The sequence below is a fragment of the Gemmatimonas aurantiaca T-27 genome (assembly GCF_000010305.1).
Classification (GTDB): Bacteria; Gemmatimonadota; Gemmatimonadetes; order Gemmatimonadales; family Gemmatimonadaceae; genus Gemmatimonas; species Gemmatimonas aurantiaca.
Genome location: NC_012489.1, coordinates 2,891,220 through 2,917,050, shown reverse-complemented (window position 1 = coordinate 2,917,050; position 25,831 = coordinate 2,891,220). Strand labels below are relative to the sequence as shown.

Sequence of the window (25,831 nt, the reverse complement as noted above, 5' to 3'; positions counted from 1 at the left end):
CCTGCGGTGTGTTCAGTAGCCGGTCGAGCGACCGGCAAAGCCCGTTGAGCTTCACCGCTCAGTGACGGGCATGCGGACCAGAGTGTCCGTCGGGAGTGCAGGATCACAACGACTACGACTCGGAGTTATACGATGGAAATCATGGGTCTCCTCCAGGCCGCCGCGCCGGTGGTGCAGGATCCGAAGGGCCTCGCCATGATCGGCGCTGGTATCGCTGCCGGTGGTGCCGTGATCGGCGCCGGCCTGGGCATCGGCCGCATCGGTGGTTCGGCGGTTGAAGGCATGGCGCGTCAGCCGGAAGCGGCTGGCCGCATCCAGACGGCTGCACTGATCCTTGCCGCGCTGATCGAAGGCGCCGCGCTGTTCGGTGTCGTCATCGGCTTCCAGATCCAGGGCAAGATCACGTTCTGATCTGACTGCGTGTGGGGCGTTCGGTCCAACCGTCCGGGCGCCCCTCCGCTTCCTCCATCTTCGTGGACCTCTCCATGTTCGCTCTTTCCGCCCGCCGTGGCGTGCTCGCTTCCGTTGTCGCGCAGTTGATGATCGCCACGCCGGCCCTGGCGTCCGATGCCCAGGGTGGCCCCGTGAACCTGCTCGAGCCGAAGGCTGGCTTGATGTTCTGGACGCTGATCATCTTCGCGCTGCTCTTCGTCGTGCTCGCGAAGTTCGCATTCAAGCCGCTGTTCGCCGCCGTTGAGGCTCGCGAGAAGGCGCTCGAGGACGCGATCGAAGGTGCCAAGCGTGATCGTGCCGAGGCCGAAGCGGCGTTGGCGCAGCAGCGCGCGCAGCTCGAGGCCGCCCGCACTGAGGCGCAGGGCATCATCGCCGAAAGCCGCGCGACGGCCGAGAAGATGCGCACCGATCTGCTCGCGCAGACCAAGCACCAGCAGGAAGAGATGATCGAGCAGGCCCGCCGCGCCATCGAGGGCGAAAAGGCGTCGGCCATCGCCGAGCTGCGTCGCGAAGCCGTCGACCTGGCCATTGCCGGTGCGTCCCGCGTCATCGAACAGAACCTCGACTCGGCAGGCAACCGCCAGATCGTCGAGAGCTTCCTGGCGTCGCTCGACGGCAAGGCGGCGCGCTGATGGCGGCCGGCGTGCAGGGCGAATCCGTCGCCCGCAACTATGCCGAGGCTCTTCTGGTGCTCGCCCGCAAAGCGGACGACGCCGAGGGGTGGGGGGCATTGTTGCGTCAGGTGGCCGACGCCATCAACAACGATGTGAATCTCTCGCGCTTCCTCGAGTCGCCGCGTATCGCGGCCGAGCAGAAGTCGGTGGTGCTGTCGAAGGCGTTGGGCGACAAGGTTCCGCATCTGTTCCTGCGGTTTCTGCAGCAGCTCGTGAAGAATCGCCGTCAGATGCTCATCCCGGCCATCGCGACAGAGTATGAAACGCTGCGCGACGCGGCGTCGGGTATTGTGCACGCCCGGGTGACGGTGGCGCGCGAGACGGGAGACGAAGAAGCGAAGATGATTGCCGAGCGCCTCTCGAAGGCCACCGGCAAGACCGTGGTGCCGCACTTCGCCGTTGACCCGAGCATTCTCGGTGGCGTCGTGGTTCGTGTGGGCGACACCGTCATGGACGGTTCGCTCCGTCGGAAGCTCGGCATGCTGCGCCGCCGCATGGGTGGTACGCGCGCGTGAGTGGCCGGGTGGAGGTACGTCATGTCCCCAAGCCTTGGGGGCACGAAACGATCTGGGCACACACCGATCGGTACGTCGGGAAGATCCTCCACATTACGGCCGGCCAGGCGCTGTCGGTGCAGTACCACGAGCGCAAGGACGAGACGGTGTACCTGCTGCAGGGGGAGATGAAGTACTGGGTGCAGCTTCCGGGTGATACGGAACTGCGCGATCAGCTCCTCACCGCAGGCCAGTCCTTCCGCATCACCCCGGGCACCATTCACTACATGGAAGCCGTCACCGATTGCGACGTGCTCGAGGCGAGCACACCGGAACTCGATGACGTGGTGCGACTCAAGGATCGGTACGGGCGCGAAGGGACCAGCGCTCCCTAGGTACAAGGGACCGGTCAAGATGACGAATCATGGCGGCGACGCCCCTCCCGGGGGACGTCGCCGTTCTGCATCTTGGACACAGCGTCGCCATGCTGCGCCCTCTTCACCCATAGCCCGACGACATCATGAAGGTCATCATCCCGCTGGCCGGAAAAGGCACGCGACTCCGCCCGCACACGCACGTGGTGCCGAAGCCGATGCTCAAGGTCGCGGGGCGTCCCGTCATGAGCTATGTGATGGACGATGTCATGCGCCTGGGCAATGTCGAACAGGTCGTGTACATCACCGGCCACCTCAAGGAGAAGGTCGAGGCGTTCACCAAGGCCAACTATGCCATCCCCAGCGTGTTCATCGAGCAGGCGGTGCAGGATGGCACGGCCGGTGCCGTGGCTCTGGCGCGGGACTATGTCGATCAGCCGGTGCTCATCATTTTCGTCGACACGATCTTCGATGCAGACCTGAGCATCACAAAAGACACCGAAGCCGACGGGATCATCTGGACGAAGGAAGTCGAGGACTACCAGCGCTTCGGTGTGGTGGTGACCGATGCCGAGGGCCACATGACGCGCATCGTGGAGAAGCCCAAGGAGCCGATCTCCAAGCGCGCCAACATCGGTCTCTACTACATCCGCAACTGGAAGCTGTTGTACGAGGGCATCGCCCACGTGCTGACCACCACCCCGAACAAGGGCGAGTGGTATCTCACCGATGCGTTCCAGTACATGATCGACAAAGGTGCGAAGATCAAGGTGGTCGACGTGGACGGGTGGTACGACGCCGGCCAGCTCGAGACGTTGCTCGACACGAATCGCACGATGCTCGAGAAGGGCCGCGCGCGCCGTCCGGGGACACTTGGTGAAGGGGCCACGATCGTTGAGCCGGTATACATCGAGGACGGTGTCACGATCGAACACGCCACCGTGGGCCCCAACGTATCCATCGGCGCTGGCAGTACGATCCGCCATGCCACGGTACGTGACACGGTGGCTGGTGAACATGCGCACATCTCCAATGCGACGCTGCACGACTGCTTCCTCGGCGATCATGTCGTCGTGGATGGTGTCAGCGGCCGCATGACCCTGGGCGATCACTCGGAGCTGCGAGGCGAAGGCTGATGCACGATGACGGGAAGGTGTCGAGACGCGCATTGCTGGGCGGAGCCGCTGCCGCGGCGGCGACGGCTATGGTCGGTGCGCCCATGCGATTGTTGGCCAGCACAGATGATTGGCGCGTCGATCTGGCACCTCCCGTCCCCTCCACGAACGGCGCGATGTTGGGGGTGCCATTCGAAAAACACGCGGTGGTGCGTATCGCGATCGTGGGAACCGGGCTCCGTGGACGCTCGGTGCTGAACGAGTGGCTCGCGGTGGAAGGTGTGGAGATCACGGCGTTGGCGGATGTCGTGCCCGAGAAGGCGCAGCGTGCGGCCGATATGGTCACAAAGGCCGGACGCAAGGCACCCGCGCTCTTCACGGCGGGTGAGCGGGATTTCGAACGCCTCGTGCAGCGCGACGACATTGACTTTGTGTACACGGCCACGCCCTGGCAGTGGCACACACCGGTGATGCTCGCGGCCCTTGCTGCGGGTAAACACTGCGCCAGTGAAGTGCCGATTGCCATGAGCGTCGAGGACTGCTGGCGCCTGGTCGAAGCATCGGAAAAGGCCAAGCGCCATTGTCTGATGATGGAGAACTGCTGCTACGGCAACAGCGAACTATCGGTGCTGCGCATGGTTCGCGAGGGTGTGTTTGGTACGCTGCTGCACGCCGAAGCGGCGTATCTGCACGACCTGCGCAAGATCCTGTTCGAAGATCGGGATGAAGGGCTATGGCGCCGCGCGCCGCACACGCAGCGCGATGCCAACTTCTATCCCACCCATGGACTTGGCCCAGTCGCGCAGTATCTGGGCATCCATCGCGGCGACCGCTTCGACTACATGGTGTCGATGTCCTCCAACGAGGCAGGTCTCACCGAGTGGCGCGAGCAGCATGAGCCCAAGGGGAGCGCCAAGTGGGCGGAGCGTTACAAGGCGGGTGACATGAACTCGTCGCTCATCCGCACAGCGAAAGGACGCACCATTCTGTTGCAGCATGATGTGGTGAACCCACGGCCCTATTCGCGGCTCAACAACCTGCAGGGTTCGAAAGCCATCTTCAACGACTATCCGCCGCGCCTCTACATCGACGGCGCCGCAGGTGGCGAGCGATGGACACCACTCACCGCCGTGCAGGCGCGGTATGAGCACCCGCTCTGGACGGCCGTTGGTGAGAAGGCCAGACAGGGCGGTCATGGCGGCATGGATTTCGTGATGGCCTATCGTCTCGTGCAGTGCATGCGCGAAGGATTGGCTCCGGATTTCGATGTGTACGATGCCGTGGCGTGGAGCGTGCCGTTTGCACTCAGTGAGCAGTCGATGCGAAAGGGCAGTGCGCCCGTCAAGTTCCCGGATTTCACGCGTGGTGCCTGGCGTACGTCGACGGCCCCACAGGGCCCGGGTACCGCCCCCTGACCGCATTGCCGATCCGCACGGCGGTGATCATGGCACGAGGGCTCGGCACACGAATGCGCCGGGCCGACGCGTCGGCTGCACTCAATTCCGAACAGGACGCCGCCGCATCAACGGGAACGAAGGGGCTTATCCCCATACGGCGCCCCTTTCTCGAATATCTCGTGTCGGCGTTGGCGGACGCGGGCATCGAACAGGTCGTGCTCGTGGTGGGCCCTGCTCCGGATCCGATTCGTGCGCATTTCACCACATCGCCGCCGCGTCGTGTGACGATGGCATACGCGGAGCAGCCGGTGCCGATCGGGACCGCTGACGCGGTCGTGCGTGCCGCCGCGGTCGTGAATGAACCCGCGTTTCTGGTGCTCAACGCCGACAACTATTACCCGGTGGCCGCGTATGCGGCGCTCGCCGCTGAGTCACGCGCCGGCACGGTCGCATTCGATCGGGACGTGTTGGTGCGCGATGGCAACATCGATGCGGATCGTGTGCGTGCCTATGCCGTGCTGGATGTCGGCGACGATGAGACCTTGCGAGGTATCGTGGAGAAGCCGGGAGACCACCTCGATATCGACAGCGAAGCTGCGCGCTGGGTGGGTATGAATTTGTGGGCGATCACACCGCCGATCGTCGACGCCTGCCGGCGTGTTCCGCAGTCTGCACGAGGCGAGTTCGAGCTACCCGAAGCGGTGGCACTCGCCCTCCACGAGGGCGCGGATATCCGGGCCATTCGCATGAGCGCCCCGGTCCTCGATCTGTCGCAGCGCCGGGATATCGCATCGGTCACGGCGCGACTGCTGCATATCGAACCGAAGACCTGACGTATCCACGCCCCTCCGCCTGTCTCTCTGCTTTCCGGTGAGCTCCGACCGCACGCTCCTGTCCTCCTATGCACTGTCCGCGTCGCCCTTGTCGCCTGAGGCGATGAAGGCGGCTACGCAGTTGTGCCGCGACGCGCATCAGGCTCTGGATCGTGTCGATGTGCCAGCGCGCGGCCGTCGCACGTGGATCGTGCCGGGACGCATCGAGGTGCTGGGCAAACATGTTGACTACGCGGGCGGACGCTCGCTGCTGTGCACGGTGGAGCGGGCATTGGTGATCGTGGCCCGTCCGCGTACCGATGCCATGGTGGTGATTCGCGATGCCAGGCGGCGTGAAACCGTTTCTCTGTCTCTCGAACATCCGCAACGGGGATCGGTGCCATGGTCGGTGTATCCGCGCACCGTGATGGCCCGATTGCTGCACAACTTCGGCAGTGCCGTGCGAGGGGCCGACATCAGTCTGGCGAGCAACCTGCCTCCCGCTGCCGGGGTGTCGAGCTCCAGTGCGTTCACCGTGGCACTGTCGGCAGCCATGGCCTCGCTCTCCGCGTTGGATCAGGATCCGCGTTGGACCGATTCCATCACCGATCGCCTGACATTGGCGGGGTATGTCGGTGCGCTCGAAAACGGTGGGGATTTTGCGGGATTGAGCGGTGAGCGTGGGGTGGGCACGATGGGCGGTGCGCAGGACCAGACGGCCATTCTGTGCTGCTCTCCGGGTCAGTTGGATGTCTTCCGGTGGATCCCGGCCGCGCATGAACGTTCGGTACCGTGGCCGCAGACGCATCGGTTTGTGGTTGCCGTCAGCGGTGTGGTGGCGGCCAAGACCGGTGCCGCCAAGGAGCGATACAATCGGGCAGCGCGCACCGCGCATCGTCTGGTACTGGCCTGGAATCGGCATGCGGGCGACAGCGTGCGCACGCTCCACGATGCGTTTCTGTCCGCATCCGGCGGCACGGTGCCACAAGCGGTGCCGGAGGCGCTGTTCATCGCCGCTGATGTGGCCGACGCGCCCGATTTCAGCGCCCGACATCTCCGTGCCCGCTTGGAGCAGTTTTTCGAGGAGACTTTCGTCCTGGTGCCCAAGGCCACCGACGCGTTGGCGCGCGGCGATCTGCCGGCATTCGGTTCTCTCGTGGATGCGTCGCAGTTTGGGGCGGAACGCGCCCTGGAGAATCAGATCGCGGAGACGGTGCATTTGCACCGATACGCCCGCGACCTTGGTGCCGATGCGGCGAGTGCGTTTGGCGCGGGGTTCGGGGGCAGCGTGTGGGCGATGATCCCGGCCGCACAGGCCGATCCGTTCCTGGCGCGGTGGCGCGAACGGTATGCGCGCGCGCACCCCATCGCCGCCCAGCGCGCGCAGTTCTTCACGACGGTGCCCAGCGCGTCAGCGTTCGAGATCGTCGATTGAGGGTCGGCTGGTCGCGAGCGTGAGGACGAGGCGAAGCAGTCGTTCAACACCCCGGTGACTATCGCGGTCGTCGTACCATTCGTCGCGCGTGTGCGCGCCACCGCCGGTGCCACCCGCTCCGAGTGCGATGGCCGGAATGCCACGCGACAGCGGGATGTTGGCGTCGGTGGAGGCGATGGCGGGGCGCGCGTCGCGTCCCACGGCTGCTGTCGCCACCACCGCCGCGCGCACCAGTCGATGTTGTTCACTGATGGAGCCAGCCGGTCGTTCGCCGAGTACCGTCACCTGCAGGTCGAGGGTCGTGCGCGGATGGCGTGACCGCTCCTCCTGGATCGCTCGGGACAGCAATGTCATGGTGGATGCGCGCAGACCGTCGATGTCGGCCTGCCTGATGCCACGAATGTCGATGTCGACCCAGCATTGGGTGGGGATGGCCGTGAGCGACTCACCGCCCGACACGCGGGTGGCGGCGATGGTGGTGCCCGAGGGGCGCTCGTGAGCCAGACGCGAGATCCCGGCGATGAGGTGGCCCACGGCAGCCACAGGACTGACCGTGTCGGCATCGGTCCAACTGTGCCCGCCGGGGCCGGTCACCGTGATACGGAGCCGAACCGATCCTGGGGCGCGATGTACCACGGTGTCGTCGCCCGGACCGTCGATTGCAATGACCGCAAAAGGGTCGATATGCGAAGCTGCGGAACGATCATCGAACCAACCGCGCGCACCACGCAGATCGCCGATCCCCTCCTCACCCACGGTGGCGATGAGGTGCACCGGTCGCGCCAGGCGACCTCGCACGTCGGCGGCACCCAACGTCTGTGCCAGCGCCAGCAATACGGCCAACCCACGACTGTTGTCGCCGATACCCGGGCACCGCACAATCGAACCCTCGCGGTGAATGACCAGCGGCGTTTCCCGGTCGAACACGGTGTCGAGATGCGCCAGACACACGAGGGGGGCCCTATCAACACCAGCACCAGCCGATGCCGGTACCATCACCGCGCAGACATTGCCATGGCGATCACGGTGTGTGTCGATGCCTTCCATCGCACGAAGCTGTGATTCCACATGTGCGGCGCGGCGTTCTTCGGCACCCGTTGGTGCAGCAATACCAGCAATGTCCATTTGGTGAGCCAGGATCCACTCCTGCCGACCACGCCAGTGGTCGACAAGAGTGTCAATCCATGCATCGGGCGCCGAAGCACCGAACATCGGGTGTGCGCTCCGATTGGTTACTTCTTCGCCTTGCTGCCGTTCGGGCCAATCGTGCGCTCGAACAGTTCAAAGATTCGCCGATACTCGTCGGTCCAGGAATCGGGACGCACAAAGCCATGATCTTCGACGGGATACACGGCCAGTTCCCAATCGGTCTTGCCCAGTTCGATCAGTCGCTGTGACAGGCGTACGATGTCCTGAAAGTGCACGTTCGTGTCGACCATGCCGTGCGCCATGAGCAGCGGATCCTCGAGGCCTTCGGCAAAGAAGATCGGCGATGAGCGGCGATAGGCCAGCGTGTCACCCTGCGGCAGGTTGAGGATGCCACCGGTGTAGCCGTGGTTGTAGTGTGCCCAGTCGGTCACGCTGCGCAGCGCGGCACCGGCGCCGAACGACTTGGGGGCGGTGAACAGCGCCATCAGCGTCATGAAGCCGCCGTAACTGCCACCGTACAGACCAATGCGCTCGGGATCGATGCCATGTTCCTTCTGCAGCCATTTGGATGCATCGACATGGTCTGCGAGATCTCGGCCACCCATCCAGCGATAGATCGCCGTACGCCAATCGCGTCCATACCCAGCGCTCGCACGGTAGTCCACATCGAGGACGATGTATCCCTTGCTGGCCAGCAACTGGTTGAACATGTACTCACGCGTGTACGTGCTCCAGAAGTCGTGCACGTTGTGCAGGTAGCCGGCACCATGCACGAACATCACCGCACCGCCGTTGGGCTTTGCGCCCATGTCTTCCGGGCGATAGATCCGCGCCGGCACTTCGATACCATCGCTGGCCGGAATCTTCACGATGGCGGGCTTGAGCCACGTGCGCGAACGGAACGCCTCCGAGGTGGACACCGTCAGGCGGGTCTGGTTGCTGCCGTCGGCATTCACGACATACAACTCGGGCGGGAGATTGCTGGCCGAGTACACATCGGCGAAGCGCTTGCCGTCGGGACTCAGCGTGACGCTGTGCCCACCATGCTCGCGCGTGATCTTGGTGCGTGCGCCACCGGTGGCCGCCATGCGATAGGCATGGCGAACGAACGGCGACTCTTCACTGGTGTGCAGCAGGAACCAGGTGCCGTCGTCCGACAACTCCGCGCGCTCCACTTCCCACTTGCCGCTGGTGAGCGGCTGCGTGTCGGAGCCATCGACATTGGCCGTGTAGAGGTGGGCATATCCACTCACTTCACTGCCATACCACACCCGGCCGTTGGGCAGGAAGCCCATGCAGTTGCTGCATGGCCCGCCCACGTAGGCCGTGTCGTTCAGGGCATGCACGACACGCAACTGACCGGTGTCTCCCACCGACGTGAGGTAGCGCCACTTGAAGTCGGGGGTGGACGAAGTGATCAGCGCTGCGGATCCATCCGCCTTCCAGCTCGCGACCCGCACCTGCGAGGCCGGGCGCTCGAGATTGTTCGCGATCACGCCCAGCGGTTGCAGGCGGCCCGTTGCCAGATCCAGGCGATAGGCGCGTGAGCGCCCCGTCACATCACCTACCTTGGTGCGCGACGGAATATCCTCGGTGAAACCACTCGCGGTCACGTAGTTCGGCACGATCGTGTTACGCGGTTGGCCGGCGCCGCCCGCTGCCGCAGCGCCGCCTTGGCCCTGACCCCCGCCTTGCGCGACGAAACCACCACCGCCGCCGCCGGGTCCGAATCCACCAGGACCCGAGGCCGTCGTGAGCACGGCGTACCGCAATGACGGCGACACACTGAGAGAGGCGAGCCGCTCACCGGTGGGCAGATACACAATTGGCAGGCCGCGCGCCTGTGCCGCATTCCGCTGCGCGCGTTGCAGCGAGTCTGTGCGCTGACGGTCGCGAATCACATCGAACAACTCGCGCTGCTGGCGTTCGATTTCGCCGCGCATGCCCGTGGGCCGTTCTGGATCCCGCGGGGCCGGACCACCGCGCACATCAGTGAGCTGCCGCAGGTCACCGTTCGTCAGATCCAACACGTACGCATTGCCATCGCGCTGGAAGATCAGTGAGCGATCATCGGCGGTGAAGCGCGGATCGGTTTCGGCGACCGCGGTCTGTGTGAGTCGTCGAACGGCGCCGGTACGCAGCGTGATGAGGTACAGGTCTCCACGGACCGACGTCGCGCGACGCGTGCGGTCGCGACTCAGTACGCCGTCCGCGAGAACGGCTGATACGCTGTCCATGTGCGCATCGCTCACGAGCTCCGGCTTGGAGCCGGCGACCGTGCGGACACGGTACGGACGCATCGGCTCGTTCCACGCCGCACCGGCGGGCGTCCACTGGAAATACAGCCACTGGCCATCGGCACTCCAGGCGGCGCCCTGCGGCTCGCGGCCCGTGTGCTCGGGGCCGCGCATGATGTTCGCGATGGAGAAGTCGAATGCACCGGCGGGGGCGGACTGCGCCACGAGGGTGGCCGGCACGAGCGATGGCACAGTGCCCCCGAGCGTGACGCCGAGGGACACCATGACAGACGCGATCGACGCACGGGGCGCCGATCGCGTGGAGGAGGAGACGGGCATGGACTGGAGGGGTGAGACGGTCAGCAGCAGCGAGTACCCGGGCGGGTGTAGCGGTCCGCCATGCGCTCACGTTCGAACGCGGTGGCGTCGAGTGGCGTGCACTCGGGGTATTGGCGACGCATGTGGTCGAGGTAGGTCTCGTAGTCCGGCACACCGATGATGCGACGGACAACGGCGGCCACGCGCTGGAGTGCGTGACGCACGCGGGCGAACGCCGACAATGACGTTTCGTTCACGTGATCGGAGGACGAAACGCCTGGCAGCGATGCGCCGACGGATTGGCCAGTGGACATGACCTGGGGGGCAAGAGCAGCGGACGAACCGAACACCGTACGACTCTCGGCATCACGGCATGGACCAGTTCTACAGGCCCTCGGGGGGCCTGCCACATGCGCCGCAGGGAGGCGGGACTCACCTGAGACACATCGGAAAGATCGTGTCCGGAGGGCCGAAGCGCGAGAGGGTGCCACGACAAAGGCCACGGAGCATGTCGCTCCGTGGCCTTGTTCTGCCGCTCAGTTGGCGGCGGGGCGATCAGGCGCCTGTGAGCTGCGTGCGCTGATAGGGCGTTTCGGTGCTGCCAACCACCTGCTTGCCCGACGTCACCGCCAGCCACTGGCGGATGGACGACACGAGAATCACGACCACGGCGGCCAGGAAGAAGGCGGCAATGGCTGCATCCAATCGATCGTTGAAGATCATCCGTTCGGCTGCCGCAGGCGACGGAATGTTCGCCGGCAGCGTGCCGCTGGCGATCTGCTCCTTCAGCATACGGGCATGCGACAGGAAGCCGAGCTTGGGATCGCTGGAGAAGATCTTCATGTAGCCGGCCGAGGAGGTCACGATCACCAGCCAGACCAGCGGGATGATGGTGACGAACGCGTACTTGGCCTTGCCCATCTTGATGATCACCGTCGTGCCCACGCACAGCGCCACAGTCGCCAGCAACTGGTTCGAGATGCCGAACAGCGGCCACAGCGAGTTGATGCCGCCCAGGGGATCGGTGACACCCTGATACAGGAAGTAGCCCCACATCATCACGAACAACGCCGAGCAGGTCACGACGGCCGGGTACCACGCCACACGACCCAGGGGCTTGTAGATGTTGCCCAGCAGGTCCTGCAGCATGAAGCGACCGACACGAGTGCCGGCATCCAGCGTGGTCAGGATGAACAGCGCTTCGAACATGATGGCGAAGTGGTACCACAGCGCCATCGCGCTCTCACCACCCAGCGCACGCGAGAACAGGTGCGCCATGCCAACCGCGAGGCTGGGCGCGCCGCCCGTACGGGACAGCAGGGAGTTTTCACCGACCTGACGGGCCAGCAGTTCGAGATCCGCTGCCGAGATGGCGGCGAACAGGCCCCATCCGTTGATCGTTTCCGCTGCGGTGATCGCGGTCGTCCCGATGACCGCCGCCGGCGAGTTGATCGCGAAGTAGATGCCCGGCGTCAGCACGCAGGCCGCGATGAGAGCCATGATGGCCACCATCGACTCGATCAGCATGCCGCCGTAGCCGATCAGGCGGGCGTCCGGCTCACGACGCAACAGCTTGGGCGTGGTGCCCGAAGAAATCAGGGCGTGGAAACCGGAGATGGCACCGCAAGCGATCGTGATGAACACGAACGGGAACAGCTTGCCGGAGAAGACTGGACCAGTCCCGTCGATGAACTTCGTGATCGGCGGCATTTCCATGTCGGGCAGCACCCACAGGATGCCGAAACCGAGCGCGACCACCACACCGATCTTCACGAACGCGGAGAGGTAGTCACGCGGCGCGAGCAACATCCACACCGGCAACACCGATGCGAAGAAGCCGTAGATCATGATCGAGAACGAGAGCGTCGTGCCGCTCAGCGTGAACACCGGCGCCCACTCGGGGGACTCCGATACCCATTTGCCGATGTAGAGCGACAGGAACAGCAGCGCCAGACCACCGGCGGTTGCCTCGAGCACCGCGCCGGGACGGACCCAGCGCAGATAGCCGCCCATGACCATGGCGATCGGGATGGACAGGCCGATCGTCACGGTGCCCCAGGCGCTGTCACGCAGCGCGTTCACGACGATGAGGGCCAGCACGGCGATCAGAATGACCATGATGCCGAGGATGGACACCAGCGCCACCGTACCAGCCAGCGGACCGATTTCATCCTTCGCCATCTGGCCGAGCGACTTGCCGTCACGGCGTACGGACGCGCAGAGGATCACGAAATCCTGCACGGCGCCGCCCAGCACGACGCCGACCAGGATCCACAAGGCACCCGGTAGGAATCCGAACTGCGCGGCGAGGGTCGGACCGACCAGCGGGCCCGGGCCGGCGATGGCGGCAAAGTGGTGGCCGAAGACGACCCACTTGTTGGTGGGGACGTAGTCGCGACCATCGTCGAGGCGCTCAGCGGGCGTTGCCCGGGTGGCGTCGAGGCCGAAGATGTCGCTCGCGATGATGCGGCTGTAGAACCGGTAGCCGATCAGATAGACACAGACCGCGGCAGTGAGGAGCCAGGCGGCGCTGATCTTCTCGCCTCGGTTGAGCGCGATCATGGCGAGCGCGCCAGCACCAAGAAGGGCCAGGCCTATCCAGGGGAGGTATTTCAGCAGACGGGACACGCGGCGGGGGAGGGAGGAAGGTCCGCAAGGTGAGATGACAGGACGCGATTCGTTAATGCGCTCGGGGACCTGTCATTGTCAATGAACGCCCACCCGGAAGTGTGCGTTGGGGGCACCATGGGACCCGTTTGGTCGCTAGACTTGTCGACAGTCCTGATCCCACGCTCGTCATCGATCCTGCATCGTTCCTGTCCTGCTCATGTCCACTCCCGTAACGCTCATTCCCGGTGACGGCATCGGCCCGTCGATTGCCGAAGCCACCGTCCGTATTCTGGCCGCCGCCGGCGCCGACATCGAATGGGACCGTCAGGTCGCCGGCATGGCCGGTGTGGCCCGCTGGAACGATCCGATCCCCGAAGCCACGCTCGACTCGATCAAGCGCACACGTCTCGCGCTCAAGGGACCACTGGAAACGCCGGTAGGTGAAGGCTTCCGTTCCATCAACGTGGCCCTGCGCAAGACATTCGACCTGTACGCCAACGTCCGCCCGGCGTACACCATCGTGCCGGGACGTTTCGACGATATCGACATCGTGCTGGTGCGTGAGAACACCGAAGGGCTCTACATCGGCATCGAGCACTATGTCCGTATCGGGGATGACCCGAAGGCGGCGGCCGAGTCGGTGGCCATCATCACGCGCGAAGGCTCCGATCGCATCGTGCGCTACGCCTTCGAGTACGCGCTGGCCCATGGCCGCAAGAAGGTCACGCTGGTGCACAAGGCCAACATCCTCAAATTCTCGCAAGGCTTGTTCCTCGACGTGGGCCGTATGGTGGCCGCCGAGTACGCGGGGCGCGTGGAGTTTGAAGAGCGCATCATCGATGCCATGGCCATGCACCTCGTCATGCGTCCCGAGCAGTTCGATGTCATCGTGACGACGAACCTCTTCGGCGACATTCTTTCGGACGAGATCTCCGGTCTGGTCGGTGGCTTGGGGCTCGCACCGGGCGCCAACATCGGCAAGACCGCCGCCATCTTCGAAGCCGTGCACGGCACGGCGCCCGACATTGCCGGCAAGAACATCGCCAATCCGGGCGCGTTGCTGCTGGCCGCCTGCATGATGCTCGAACACATCGGCGACAATGCGCGTGCGCAGCGCATTCGTACCGCGTTCGAACGCACGATCCGTGAGAAGATCGCACTGACGCGTGATCTGGGTGGTACCGCCACCACGGATGAATTCACCGACGCTGTCGTCGCGCAACTTGGCTGAGCCGGTTCCGTCTGCCTCGGGAGGACAGGGCGCGCCCTCAGGCACACCGCTTGTGCGCGTCCTGCACCTCTCCGATATCCACTGCGGGCACCCGTTTGTTGGGGCACATGTGGATGGGGCGCTTGCCCTCGCCCGCGCGGGTGGTTGGAATGCCATTGTGGTGTCCGGCGATTTCTCGCAGCGTGCTCGCGAACGGGAATTTCGTCAGGCCCGTGAACTGCTCGACGCACTTCGCACATTCGCCCCGGTGCTCACGGTGCCAGGCAACCACGATACCGCCTGGTGGCATGCGCCGTTTGGTGTGGGTGACGCGAGCCGGCTGCACACCGGCTATCGCGCCTGGATCAACGAGGACATCGAGCCGGTGCTGCGCGTGCCCGGCTTGTCGATTGTCGGCCTCAATTCATCCTGGGGCATGCTGTCCGCTGCGCTGACCTGGTATCCCCGCGATTGGCGGGTGAAGGGAGGCCTCACCGACGCACAACTCGACCGGGCCGCCGCGCAGTTGGCCGAAAGCCCGGCCGACGACCTGCGCCTGCTGGTGGTGCATCACAACGTCGTGCGGGGCAACCTGTCGCGACGGTGGGGCATGAAGCGCCCGCAGTTGATGCTCGACCGGATCGCGGCCCTGAATGTGGATGTGGTGTGCACGGGCCATGATCACGAGGAACGTGTCGAAGTCGTGGAGCGTCGCACGGGTCGGTTCGTGATCAGCGCGGCCAACACGCTCTCCCGGCGCATGCGGGGCCGCCGAGCCAGTGCCCTCAACATCATTGAAGCCACCGCGACCGACGTGACCGTATCCGCGTGGACGTTTCTGGACGGCGCGTTCATCGCCGGCCCCGCCCGCGCCACCATGCCGCGAAGTCACGCCGGCACGTAGGTCGATCGGATCCCGTCGTCGCCGTGAGATCGCGCATCGCGCCCTCGAGCGGTCCAAGATAGATCGACCGGTTGATGTCTGGCGGCCGCCGGCCCGCTTAACGTCGCAATGGAAACGCTTGACAGTTCAGGCGAGAGCAATATCTTAGTTCTAAGATAAATGAGCTCCACAGGAGCAGGAGGCGGTACCATGTCGATTCTCGGACTTCACCACGTCACCCTCGTTGCGGCGAATGCGCAGCGCACGGTCGACTTCTACACCCGCGTGCTGGGTCTCCGGCTCGTGAAAACCACCGTCAACTTCGACGATCCGGGCAGCTATCACCTGTACTTCGCCGACGAGACCGGCGGGGCCGGGACGGTCATCACGTTCTTCGAGTGGCCCCGTGCGCCGAGGGGGCGGACGGGCATCGGGGGCACGCACCATATCGCGCTGCGGGTGCCCGATCAGGATGCGCTGCTGCGGTGGAAGCGCCGGCTTTCCGACCTGGGCATCCGTGTCCGTGGGCCGTGGAACAGGCAGTATTTCACCAGCATCTACTTCCGTGATCCGGACGGCGTGATCATCGAGATCGCGACGGATGGCCCGGGGCTGCTGTTCAACGAACACGCCGGTGAGATCCCGCAGCGCATACCCCCTGCGGAGCTGGTCGCCGGTGGCCGTGACGAAGCGGCGATTGCGGCCATCACCTGGCCCGAGCCCGTACCGACCATCGATCCGGCGATGTCGCTCACCCGTGGTATGCACCACATCACGGCGATGACGTCCGACATCGAGATCACCGATCAGTTTCTCGGGCAGATCCTCGGCATGGCGCTGGTGAAGAAGACCGAGAACTTCGACGATCCCGGTACACGGCACTGGAGCTGGGGCACGGCGGATGCCCGCCCGGGCTCCCTGGTGACCTATCTCGAACGGCCGGCCACCGAACGTCGCTCACACATGGGCACGGGGCAGACGCATCACTACGCCCTGGCCGTGGCCAACGAGAGCGTGCACCTCGAGATGCGCGATCGCTTGCTCGATGCCGGTATTCAGGTGTCGCCCGTACTCGATCGTGTGTACTTCAAGAGCATCTACACGCGTGATCCCGATGGCCACATCGTCGAACTCGCAACCATGGGGCCTGGGTTTCTTGTCGACGAGCCGGTGGCGAGCACGGGTTCGACACTGCGGTTGCCGCCGTGGCTCGAAGAACAGCGGGACCGTATTGCTCCGGCGCTCACACCGCTCGATCGCGAACCGTGGCCGCACGATGGGCATGATGCAGGGCAGGGGATGACCGGTTACCCCGGACGTCTCCCGGTTCCAGGCGACACCGGGGGGGCGTGATGACATCGATCACGGTCACAGGACCGCATGCGGGTATGGCGCCTGTCCTGGACGGTGTGCCGCTGGCCGATGCACGCATGGCGCTGATTCTGGTGCATGGGCGTGGGGGTACGGCAGAGGGCATGGTACCGGTGGCGCGCGCGGCGCGTGCCACCGATGCGGCGCTCATCGCACCTCGCGCGAAGGACAACAGTTGGTATCCGTATCGGTTTCTCGCGCCTCAGGAAGAGAACCAGCCGTGGCTGGACAGTGCGTTGGCATCGGTGGAACACGCCGTGTTGATGGCTGCTGCCGCAGGTATTCCTGCCACTCGCACCATTCTTGTGGGGTTTTCCCAGGGCGCCTGTCTGAGCCTCGAATACGCGGCGCACGCCGCACAACAGGGTCGCGTACCGGTGGCGGGTGTGGTGGCATTGGCAGGTGCACTGATTGGTGATCCAGCGCTGGATCGTGTGGCCGATCCCGCATCGGCCAACGTACTTGCCGACGCGCGGGTGATCCTGGCCTGTGGCGACGCCGATCCGCATATCCCCGAAGCACTGGTGCGCCGTTCTGCCGAGTATTTCGCCGCGTTGGGGGCACAGACGGATCTGCGCATCTATCCGGGGGTGGGCCACGATATCGTCGGTGATCAGATCGAAGCGCTGCGAACACTGGTCGAGACCGTGCGCGCGGAGCTTCCCGCGTGAGCGGTGGGGTATCATCTTCAAGGTGATGCCCCACGACCGTACGTCGCAGCTTGGCTTCGACTTCTTCTCCGCGCCGGTAGCCGCACCTGAGGTGACACCTTTGCATGTGGTGTCGCCCATGGTGCTGCTGGCGCCGGTGACGTTGCCAGCGGTCTCGATCGTGCCTGCCGTGGTGCCCCTACCGGTGGCGCCGATGCCGGTGACGCCGATGCCACGAAGCCAGGCGCTGCCGGAGCCATCGTTGCTGGGCATGGAGGCCACTCCGCGGGCCATGATGGTCGATGTGACGCCGGTGGTGGAGCCGCGCCCTGCGCGTGGCCGGTCGGCGTTGCGGGCGCGGACGGCCGTGCTGTTCTCGCGGTTGCAGGATCTCGGTTTGCGTGGTGTGGACGCCCTGGTGCTGATGCGCACACGCACGGTGATGGTGTCGCTCATTGGTCGCACACTGCGGGTACACGAGGGCTACGCTGACGCACCGGAGCGTGTTTTGCGCGCGGTCGTGGCTTTTGCCATTGCACGCACCAAGACGGAACGTCAGGCGGCGCGTGATGTCATTCTGGCGCATGACGTCGAACGTGCGCCGGTTCCTCGGCGGCGTGAAACCGCACGCCCCGGCGACTTGCCGATGCTCGCGCAACTGGCTGAAGCGCATCGACAATTGAATGCGCAGTGGTTCGCCGGCGCGCTGAATGGCATCCCGGTGCGGTTGTCCGGTCGCATGGCCACGCGGCTCGGACACTTTGATCCCGGTTCCAAGCACACGCCGCCGGAAATCGTGCTGTCACGCACCCACATCACCCGCCATGGCTGGCGCGAAGCGATGCACACGCTGCTGCACGAAATGGTACATCAGTGGCAACATGAAACCGGACGCGCGGTGGATCACGGCGCGGAGTTTCGGCAGAAGGCGCGCGAGGTGGGCATTACCCCTGCGGCTCGACGCGATGTGACGCCGCTCGAGCGAAAGAAGCGATCAGGCGTCGGTTGATCCAACGACGCATCGACGGAAGAACAAAGGCCACGACGAATGTCGTGGCCTTTGCTGTCTATGCCGTGCGAGGCGGCGGCAGGAGGACCGGAGTCCTCCTGCTGTGGGATCACTTACGGTGTGCGTGTCCCGTACACGGATGCCGAGCGAATCGTGAGTCCTTCGGTGGTCGCCGTCGCGCCGCCTGCGCTGTATGCAACGGCGCCGAACGACACCGACGATCCAGCCCGGAGACCCCAGTTCGTGTCGAAGCCCGCCACACCGCTGAAGTCGGGCATATCGACTTCGAAGGTGGACGCACCGGCGAAGTACGCGCGGGTCGCCGAAACCACCCAACTGCGGTTCACGTTCGCCACCGACTGTGAGAACGTGCCGAACAGCATGTCACCGTACTCTGACTGCCAGGTGCCGTTCACACGCAGTCGCGCATAGGGCGTGGTGGCAATCGTCACCAGGCCACTGCCCGTCACGGCGAGGTCCGGACCCAACGTGACCGAGCGATTGGCGAGATCACGATTGAACAGCGTCACTGAGCGGGCAGACACCGGCAGGTTGTTCACGACTACCGTGGATGTCGCCTGCACCAGGTGGAAGTCACCGGCCTGTGTCAGCGCCGACGGCAGGCCGTACACCGTGTTGGCACCGCTGCCACCACCAGTGAGGTTGCCAAACGAGAATCCGCCAAACGTGCCGTTGCCGGTCTGGAAGCTCGCGATCACGGTCAACAGACCGCCAGACGGATTGGTCACCGTCACCTGAGCCGAAGCCGGGGTGAACGCCTCGCTCGCATTGAAGTCGAGCGTGGGAATGGCACTGCCGCTGGGGTAGTTCACGTTGCGGCGGAGGATGCCCTTGTCGGGCACCATGCTCACCGACGTGCCGTTGATCGTGGTGTTTGCACGGAACGCGATCAGGTCCGTGTTGCCCATCGCGACACCGGTCAGGTTGAAACCGCTCTGGCCAAAGGTGGACGAGGCAAATGCACCGCCGATGCTGACCTGACCCGACTGGAGTGCGCCACTCAGTCCGGCAAACGTGCCGGTGAGCGACTTCCCGCCGGCCGGGTTGTTGGCGCATTCGGCGAGCCCGTAGCTCGTCAATTCCTGCGCCGAGCCGTAGTACACGGTCACCGCGAAGCCATTGTTGCCGTCCGGCTTGGCCCACGCCACGCCACCGACGCCGGTGATGGTGAAGCTGTACGTCTGGTTCGCGCCGGCCGTGACTCTGGTCCAGGCACCAGTCGTGCCGTTACGCGAGGCAACCCACAGCGGATACTCGGCGGCGTCGCAGAAGCGTGCCGTCACGTTGCCGCCGCCACCGCCGCTGGCGGTGACCGTACCAGCCACTGTGGTGGTGACGTTGGCGATGCCCGTGGCGGTGCCGGTGATCGTGGCCGTGAACGCGCCCGTCGTGGCGCCCGCTGAGGCCGTGAACGTGAGCGTCGACGTGGTCGCCGTTGCGGCGGCGGGATTGAACGATGCCGTGACGCCGCTTGGCAGGTTGCTCACCGCGAGGTTCACCGTACCGGCGAACCCACCCGTGCGGGTGATGGTGACCGTGCTGGTGCCCGTGCCACCCTGCTGCAGCGATGCGGCGCTGGCCGACATCGTGTAGCCCTGCGCAGCGGAGACGGTGAGGTTGACCGTGACCTGGGCACTGGTCGTGCCGCCGCCGGTGAGGGCGCCACTGGCATTGACCACGATCGGATAGGTGCCCGGGGCCACGGAGGCGGCGACCGCCAGATTGAGCGTGGACGTGAGGGTCGCGCCCGAGAGTGTCGACGGTGTCAGCGTGGCCGTCACTCCGGCCGGTGCGCCGGTCGCGGCCAACGTCACGTCACCCGTGATGTTCGTACGAACGAGCGTGATGCCGGTGCTGGTGCTGGCGCCGGCCGCTGCCGTGAGGGCCGAAGAGCTCGCCGAGATGCTGATGGCGGGGACCGGCGCGACCGTGACCACGACTTGCTCCGTCTTGGTGGTCACGCCCGTTCCCGTGGCGGTCACGGTGAGGGTGTGCGTGCCGGCGGCCACTGCGGCCGTGGTCGCAATCGCGAGCTGGGACGTCGTGACGTTGGCAGCCAGCGACGCCGGCGTGAGCGTGGTTGTCATGCCCGCGGGAGCGTTGGATACGGCGAGGGTCACCGCACCGGCGAAATTGCCTGTGCGCGTCACCGTGATAGCGGAGTTGGTGCCGCCACCGGCGGTGATGCTGACCGCGGCCGGGTTCGCATTCAGCGAAATCCCCGGTGTCGTCGCCGCAGTGATCGTGAGGCGCGGGGTAATCGGTGTCGATGTCGCACCCGTGCCCGAAGCCGTGAGCGTGAACTGCGCGGAGTCAGCGGTGGCCGCTGATGCCGCCACATTCACCGTCATCGTGCCAGTCGTTGCCGCAGCACCGATGGTGAACGGCGCGGCGGTGACGCCAGCCGGCAGGTTGGTGGCGGTCACCGTGACGTCACCCGTGTAGCCGTTGGTACGGGTGATCGTGAGCGGGATGGTACCGCTGCCGCCCTGCACGATCGACAGGTTGGATACCGGGGCGAGCGTGATGCCTGGCGCCGGTACTGTCAGCGCGAGCGTGCTGGTCGCCGAGGTGACGCCGGCACCGGACGCCGTGAAGGTCAGGGTGGTCGCACCAGTGGTCGCCGTGGCGCCAACCGTGATGGTCGCGGTGGAAGCGGTGGTGCCATTGGGGAGCGAGGCCGGATTGAAGGCCACCGTGACCCCGGTGTTGCTCGAACTCGCTGCCAAGGTCACTGCACCCGTATAGTTGCCACCGCGCGTCAACGTGACGGTGGTCGTCGCCGTGGCACCACGAGCGACGGTAGCCGTCGTCGGCGCGAGCGCAATGGCGATCGTCGGGGTGGGGGGCGGGGTGACGGTCCCGCCGTCGCCGTCTCCACCACCCGAGCATCCGGCCAGTGCGAGAAGAGCGAAACTGAACAACTGCAAGCGACGCATCGAAGTCCTCTAAGAAATTTGGATAGTGACAGGAAAAAACTGTCCAAGGCGGATACGACCGCCTGCACCGCAAAGTGTCAACCAATCCCGGCAATTTCCTGCCAACGCGATACCGGCTCACTACATTTCGCCGTCACAACAAGACTGCCCGTCCCACTTCCGTCCGCCTCCCGCTTCCTATGGCCTCCGATCCCCTCCTCGCGCGAGCCGTGCCGGCGCTGCCGTCCGTTGACCTCAAAGCCCACGCGGCTGACCTGTTCAACATCGACGCGGCCCTCACCGAAGAAGAACGCGCCATCCGCGATACCATCCGCCAGTTCGTCGACGAAAAGCTCATCCCCGTCATGGGTGACTGCTACGTCGAGGGGCGTTTCCCCGATGAACTGATTCCGGAGCTGGCCGAACTCGGCGTGCTCGGCGCCAATCTCCCCGAGGAGTACGGTTGCGCCGGCCTGTCGAGTGTCGCCTACGGTCTCATCATGCAGGAACTCGAACGCGGTGATTCGGGCATCCGCTCGTTTGCCTCGGTCCAGGGCGCCCTCGTGATGTATCCGATCTTTGCGTTCGGTTCGGAAGAGCAGAAGCGTCACTATCTGCCGAAGTTGGCCAAGGCTGAATACATCGGCTGCTTCGGACTCACCGAGCCGGATTTTGGATCGAATCCGTCGGGCATGATCACGCGCGCACGTCAGCAGGCCGATGGCAGTTGGATCCTGAATGGCGCGAAGATGTGGATCACCAACGGCTCGAAGGCGCATGTGGCCGTGGTGTGGGCCAAGACCGGCGACAGCACCGACGACAGCTCCATCCGCGGCTTCATCGTGCCCACCGACACGCCGGGCTTCCAGGCCCGCGATCAGAAGGGCAAGCTCTCCCTGCGTGCCAGCGATACGTCGGAGCTGGTCCTCTCCGATGTGCACCTGCCAGCCGATGCAATCCTGCCGCACTCGAACGGTCTCAAGAGCCCGCTCATGTGTCTCACGCAGGCGCGCTACGGCATCTCGTGGGGCGTGCTGGGCGCCGCCATGGCCTGCCTCGAGGAAGCCGTGTCGTATTCGAAGAGCCGCGTGATGTTCGACAAGCCCATTGGTGGTTTTCAGATTCAGCAGGTGCGTCTGGCCGACATGTTCACCGAATTGGTGAAGGGGCAGTTGGTATCGCTGCACCTCGGGCGCCTCAAGGACGCTGGCAACTTCACGCCAGTGCAGGTCTCACTCGCCAAGCGCAACAACTGCGATATCGCCACCAACATCGCACGCGAAACACGTCGTCTGCTTGGCGCGAATGGCATTCTCGCGGAATACTCCGCGATGCGTCACATGGCCAATCTCGAGAGTGTGTACACGTACGAAGGCACCCACGATGTGCATTCGCTGATCCTCGGTCAGGCGCTGACGGGGTTGAGCGCATTCAAGTGAGCTGAGTTTCTCACTGCTGTAGTGCTTGCGTGCATCAACGCCCGCATTTCCCACCGGGAGATGCGGGCGTTGTGATGAATGAGACACGATTGCTTGCCGACTTTTGGACCAGAGGTAGGTTCTGCAAAAACCGTCCTACTTTTGTCGAGGAGCAATCGCATGGAGCAGTCCGTCAGAGTGTTGGCGAGGTGCCGTACATGCCTCCCCAAACGCCGTCGTTCTCCGGCCGCTACGCTCGCTGCCATGATCGCAGCCTGCATGTGGATTCTTGCGCCGGATCCGGAGCCACTACGAGCACAAGCCAGTGGAGTGATTGCCGGAGTCGTGGTGAATGATCGCAGTGGTGCACCCGTCAGTGATGCACAAATTGCCGTGGAAGGCCGCAATGTCGGCGCCACATCGGATGCCGCCGGACGTTTCCGGATTGTTGGCGTCACAGGCAGTGGCAACGTGGAGTTGACCATCCGTCGGATCGGTTTTCAGTCACGCACATTGAGTGTTGCCATCGGTGCCACGGATGTCCGTGTCGCGCTGACCGAGCGCGCGATGGAGCTGACGTCGGTGGTCACCACCGGCACGGCTGGCATCGCGGAGAAACGCGCCATTGGCAACGCGGTGACTACTGTGAACGCGGCGGAGGTGGTGGCCACACAGCCGGTGAATTCCTTCCAGGAGTTGCTCAACGGACGTGCGTCGGGCGTGAGCATCACCGCCAGTTCCGGTCAGGTGGGCACCGGATCACGCATTCGGGTGCGTGGTGCCTCGTCGCTCTCGCTGTCGAATGATCCGCTGATCTACGTGGACGGCGTGCGTGTCGACAACACACAGGCATCGGGGCCCGCCAATCAGGCCTTTGGTTCTGCGTCTATCTCGCGTTGGAATGACTTCAGTCCCGATGACATCGAAAGCATCGAAGTCATCAAGGGCCCCGCAGCGGCGACGCTCTATGGCACCGAGGCGTCGAACGGCGTCATCCAGATCATCACCAAGAAGGGCGCTGCAGGACGGCCGGTCTGGAATCTCATCGCGCGTGGTGGCACGAGTTGGGTGCCGAACTGGCTGACCCGGTTTGAAGACAACTACGGTACGGTGCCGCGCGCCGGCAGTACCACGGCGCTGGATACGGTGACCATTTCCACCCGCCAGCTCAACGACTCGCTCAACGCGCGCTTCGGCAACGACATCTTCACGAGAGGTGAATTGCAGGACGTGCAGCTCTCGTTGTCCGGCGGTTCACCCACCGTGCGCTACTACGCGGGTGGTGGCTATGAGGAGAACCGTGGCGCGGAGCGGGTGAATCGTCTGCGTCGCACCAACCTGCGTGTCAATCTGCAGGCCAACCCTTCGCCGTCGATCGACCTGCAGTCGAGTCTGGGCTACACCACGGGCCGCACGTATCTCCCGTACGAAGCTGGTGGCGGTGGTGCGACGTGGGCCACCTACTATGCGTCGCCGAGCTTTTTGTATGGTGGCGTGGGCGTGAACACCCGCGCGATCAACAATCCACAGCTCGGATTCCGTTCGGGCCCGCCGAACATCTACTACGAAGCCTACGACATCTTCCAGGACGCGGACCGTTTCACGGGCAGCTTCCAGTTTGCGAACCGCCCCACGTCGTGGCTCAATCATCGGCTCATCCTCGGTATCGACCGACTCGCCGAGAACAACGAAGAGCGGACACCGCGCAACGACATTCTGGGCGCGACGTATGCGTCGTTCGCCAGCAGTGGCCCGCCAACATCGGGTTCGATTGCGGCCTCCATGCGCGACGTGACGGTGACGTCGTACGACTACGTGGCCAATGCGAACTTCTCGCTCACGTCCGCGTTCAAGTCGGTGACGTCGGCCGGTGGGCAGATCTACATGCGGCAGTCGCGATTCCGTGGCATCAGCGGTTCCACATTCCCCGCCGCCGGTCTCACGTCGATCGCATCGGCGTCCATCCGCAATGTGGGTACGGATGAACTGTTCCAGAACAACACCGTGGGTGCGTTCGTGCAGCAACAGGTGGTGTGGAACGATCGCTTGTTTCTCACCGGTGCCATCCGCACCGACGACAACTCGGCGTTCGGTACCAATTTTGATGCCGTCACCTACCCGAAGCTCAGTGCATCGTGGGTCGTGAGCGATGAACCGTCGCTGAAGATTCCGTCGATGTTCAACATGTTGCGACTGCGTTCGGCGTACGGGGCCAGCGGTTTGCAGCCCGGCGCCTTCGACGCCATTCGCACCTACACCGCGGCGGGTGGTTTCCTCACGCCATCATCGGCTGGTAACCCCGACCTTGGCCCGGAGCGCAGCACGGAGTTCGAGGCCGGTCTCGATGCAGGTATGTGGAACGACCGCGTGGCCCTCGAGCTCACCTACTTCAAGGGCAACACAAAAGACGCCATTCTGTCGCGGCAGGCACCACCGTCCAATGGGTTCCCCGGGTTCCAGCTTTTCAACGCGGGCCAGGTGGATCGCACGGGCCTCGAGTGGATCCTGCGGACCACGCCCATTCGTGGTGATCGGCTCGCGCTCGATCTGACCCTGAGCGGCTCCACGAACAGCTACAACATCGCGTCGCTGGGGGCCGGAACGGACTTCGTGTCGCTGACCAGCAACACCGGGCATCGTGTGGGATATGCACCGGGCGCCTGGTGGGATCGGCGTGTGGTGAGTGCGGGATATGATCCCGTTACCAAGCGCGCCACGAACCTGATGTGTGATGATAACAAGGGCGGCACGGTGGCCTGCGCCAGTGCGCCGCGTGTATTCCTGGGCAACTCTGTGCCGACATCGGAAGGATCCCTCACGGCGGGGCTCACGATTTTCGGTAACCTACGCATCAACAGCTTTCTCGATTGGCGCGGCGGGTACAAGAAGCTCGATGGTAACTACCGCGTACGCTGCGGAGCCTTCGTGTTGTGCCGTGAGCTGTACTACCCCGATGAGGTGGAAGACAAGGCGTTGCTCGGGGCCGTACAGGCGGGCACGGCATACACGCATCATCTCATTTACGATGCGAGCTTCATGCGACTCCGTGAGCTGTCGGCCACTTACACGCTGCCGGCGCGGTTCGCCAGCACCGTGCGCGCCAGTCGAGCCACGGTGACCCTTGCCGGCCGCAACCTGGCGCTGTGGACGAACTTCCCGGGCATTGAACCCGAAGCCTCGTTCAACGGCGGCACCCGCGGCGGAGCCTTTGGGCAATGGGAGCAGAACGTGCTGCCGCAGCTTCGTCAGTTCGTGGCCACCGTCAACTTCAACTTCTGATCAT

The 25,831-nt window shown here is 64.6% G+C and carries 20 protein-coding genes; 15 read left to right on the top strand and 5 right to left on the bottom strand.

The annotated features are described in order from the left end of the window. Window positions 1–141: 141 nt before the first annotated feature. The 8 genes from atpE to GAU_RS12770 all read left to right on the top strand — a co-directional run bounded on the left by atpE (window position 142) and on the right by GAU_RS12770 (window position 6,754). Window positions 142–411, top strand: a complete 270-nt coding sequence (atpE, locus tag GAU_RS12805; protein WP_197525981.1) for an ATP synthase F0 subunit C — start codon at window positions 142–144, stop codon at window positions 409–411. Between the two features lie 74 nt (window positions 412–485). Further along, a complete protein-coding gene (gene atpF, locus GAU_RS12800) occupies window positions 486–1,085 on the top strand; it encodes a F0F1 ATP synthase subunit B (protein WP_052574430.1) in 600 nt (199 codons plus the stop codon). Beyond that, window positions 1,085–1,642: a F0F1 ATP synthase subunit delta gene (locus GAU_RS12795; protein WP_015894298.1), complete on the top strand. Its 558-nt coding sequence runs from the start codon at window positions 1,085–1,087 to the stop codon at window positions 1,640–1,642. Before atpF ends, GAU_RS12795 begins: the two co-directional genes overlap by 1 nt. Then, the gene (locus GAU_RS12790; protein ID WP_015894297.1) at window positions 1,639–2,016 is read left to right on the top strand and encodes a cupin domain-containing protein; all 378 of its coding nucleotides are present in this window, start codon (window positions 1,639–1,641) and stop codon (window positions 2,014–2,016) included. The genes GAU_RS12795 and GAU_RS12790 overlap by 4 nt, the downstream gene beginning before the upstream one ends. 125 nt (window positions 2,017–2,141) lie before the next feature. Then, window positions 2,142–3,131, top strand: coding sequence for a sugar phosphate nucleotidyltransferase (locus GAU_RS12785; RefSeq protein ID WP_015894296.1), 990 nt, complete (start codon window positions 2,142–2,144; stop codon window positions 3,129–3,131). Then, the gene (locus GAU_RS12780; RefSeq protein ID WP_015894295.1) at window positions 3,131–4,525 is read left to right on the top strand and encodes a Gfo/Idh/MocA family protein; all 1,395 of its coding nucleotides are present in this window, start codon (window positions 3,131–3,133) and stop codon (window positions 4,523–4,525) included. The genes GAU_RS12785 and GAU_RS12780 overlap by 1 nt, the downstream gene beginning before the upstream one ends. Before the next feature lie 29 nt (window positions 4,526–4,554). Then, window positions 4,555–5,340 (top strand): sugar phosphate nucleotidyltransferase, encoded by a 786-nt coding sequence (locus tag GAU_RS12775; RefSeq protein ID WP_070105079.1) that lies wholly within the window; start codon window positions 4,555–4,557, stop codon window positions 5,338–5,340. 37 nt (window positions 5,341–5,377) lie between these two features. Beyond that, window positions 5,378–6,754 (top strand): galactokinase family protein, encoded by a 1,377-nt coding sequence (locus GAU_RS12770; protein ID WP_052574428.1) that lies wholly within the window; start codon window positions 5,378–5,380, stop codon window positions 6,752–6,754. Here the strand turns inward: GAU_RS12770 and GAU_RS12765 are convergent. The 4 genes from GAU_RS12765 to GAU_RS12750 all read right to left on the bottom strand — a co-directional run bounded on the left by GAU_RS12765 (window position 6,731) and on the right by GAU_RS12750 (window position 13,086). Then, entirely contained in the window at window positions 6,731–7,879 is a 1,149-nt protein-coding gene (locus GAU_RS12765; protein ID WP_052574427.1) for a M20/M25/M40 family metallo-hydrolase, read from the bottom strand. The two genes, GAU_RS12770 and GAU_RS12765, sit on opposite strands and share 24 nt — an antisense overlap. A gap of 107 nt (window positions 7,880–7,986) precedes the next feature. After that, the gene (locus tag GAU_RS12760) at window positions 7,987–10,479 is read right to left on the bottom strand and encodes a prolyl oligopeptidase family serine peptidase (protein WP_083765632.1); all 2,493 of its coding nucleotides are present in this window, start codon (window positions 10,477–10,479) and stop codon (window positions 7,987–7,989) included. 20 nt (window positions 10,480–10,499) lie between these two features. Further along, on the bottom strand, window positions 10,500–10,772 hold the full coding sequence (locus tag GAU_RS20985; RefSeq protein WP_083765631.1) for a YbdD/YjiX family protein: 273 nt from the start codon (window positions 10,770–10,772) through the stop codon (window positions 10,500–10,502). A 241-nt stretch (window positions 10,773–11,013) separates the two neighbouring features. Continuing rightward, window positions 11,014–13,086: a carbon starvation CstA family protein gene (locus GAU_RS12750; RefSeq protein WP_015894289.1), complete on the bottom strand. Its 2,073-nt coding sequence runs from the start codon at window positions 13,084–13,086 to the stop codon at window positions 11,014–11,016. A gap of 199 nt (window positions 13,087–13,285) precedes the next feature. Between GAU_RS12750 and GAU_RS12745 the strand changes: the two genes are divergently transcribed. From GAU_RS12745 to GAU_RS12725, 5 genes are all read left to right on the top strand, one after another. After that, window positions 13,286–14,299: an isocitrate/isopropylmalate dehydrogenase family protein gene (locus GAU_RS12745; protein ID WP_015894288.1), complete on the top strand. Its 1,014-nt coding sequence runs from the start codon at window positions 13,286–13,288 to the stop codon at window positions 14,297–14,299. Continuing rightward, window positions 14,262–15,182, top strand: coding sequence for a metallophosphoesterase family protein (locus tag GAU_RS20980; RefSeq protein WP_083765629.1), 921 nt, complete (start codon window positions 14,262–14,264; stop codon window positions 15,180–15,182). The genes GAU_RS12745 and GAU_RS20980 overlap by 38 nt, the downstream gene beginning before the upstream one ends. Window positions 15,183–15,371: 189 nt before the next feature. After that, window positions 15,372–16,514 carry a VOC family protein gene (locus tag GAU_RS12735; RefSeq protein WP_015894286.1) on the top strand — a complete coding sequence of 381 codons (1,143 nt, stop codon included), beginning with the start codon at window positions 15,372–15,374 and terminating at the stop codon, window positions 16,512–16,514. A 35-nt stretch (window positions 16,515–16,549) separates the two neighbouring features. Then, window positions 16,550–17,203 carry an alpha/beta hydrolase gene (locus tag GAU_RS12730; protein WP_169307675.1) on the top strand — a complete coding sequence of 218 codons (654 nt, stop codon included), beginning with the start codon at window positions 16,550–16,552 and terminating at the stop codon, window positions 17,201–17,203. 25 nt (window positions 17,204–17,228) lie between these two features. Beyond that, window positions 17,229–18,191, top strand: coding sequence for a SprT-like domain-containing protein (locus GAU_RS12725; protein WP_015894284.1), 963 nt, complete (start codon window positions 17,229–17,231; stop codon window positions 18,189–18,191). Between the two features lie 113 nt (window positions 18,192–18,304). Here the strand turns inward: GAU_RS12725 and GAU_RS12720 are convergent, their stop codons facing one another. Beyond that, window positions 18,305–21,151 carry a beta strand repeat-containing protein gene (locus tag GAU_RS12720; RefSeq protein WP_015894283.1) on the bottom strand — a complete coding sequence of 949 codons (2,847 nt, stop codon included), beginning with the start codon at window positions 21,149–21,151 and terminating at the stop codon, window positions 18,305–18,307. A 179-nt stretch (window positions 21,152–21,330) separates the two neighbouring features. Between GAU_RS12720 and GAU_RS12715 the strand changes: the two genes are divergently transcribed. Together GAU_RS12715 and GAU_RS12710 are read left to right on the top strand one after the other, a co-directional pair. Next, a complete protein-coding gene (locus GAU_RS12715) occupies window positions 21,331–22,569 on the top strand; it encodes an acyl-CoA dehydrogenase family protein (RefSeq protein WP_052574424.1) in 1,239 nt (412 codons plus the stop codon). A 243-nt stretch (window positions 22,570–22,812) separates the two neighbouring features. Beyond that, on the top strand, window positions 22,813–25,827 hold the full coding sequence (locus GAU_RS12710; RefSeq protein ID WP_041265514.1) for a SusC/RagA family TonB-linked outer membrane protein: 3,015 nt from the start codon (window positions 22,813–22,815) through the stop codon (window positions 25,825–25,827). Window positions 25,828–25,831: the final 4 nt, after the last annotated feature.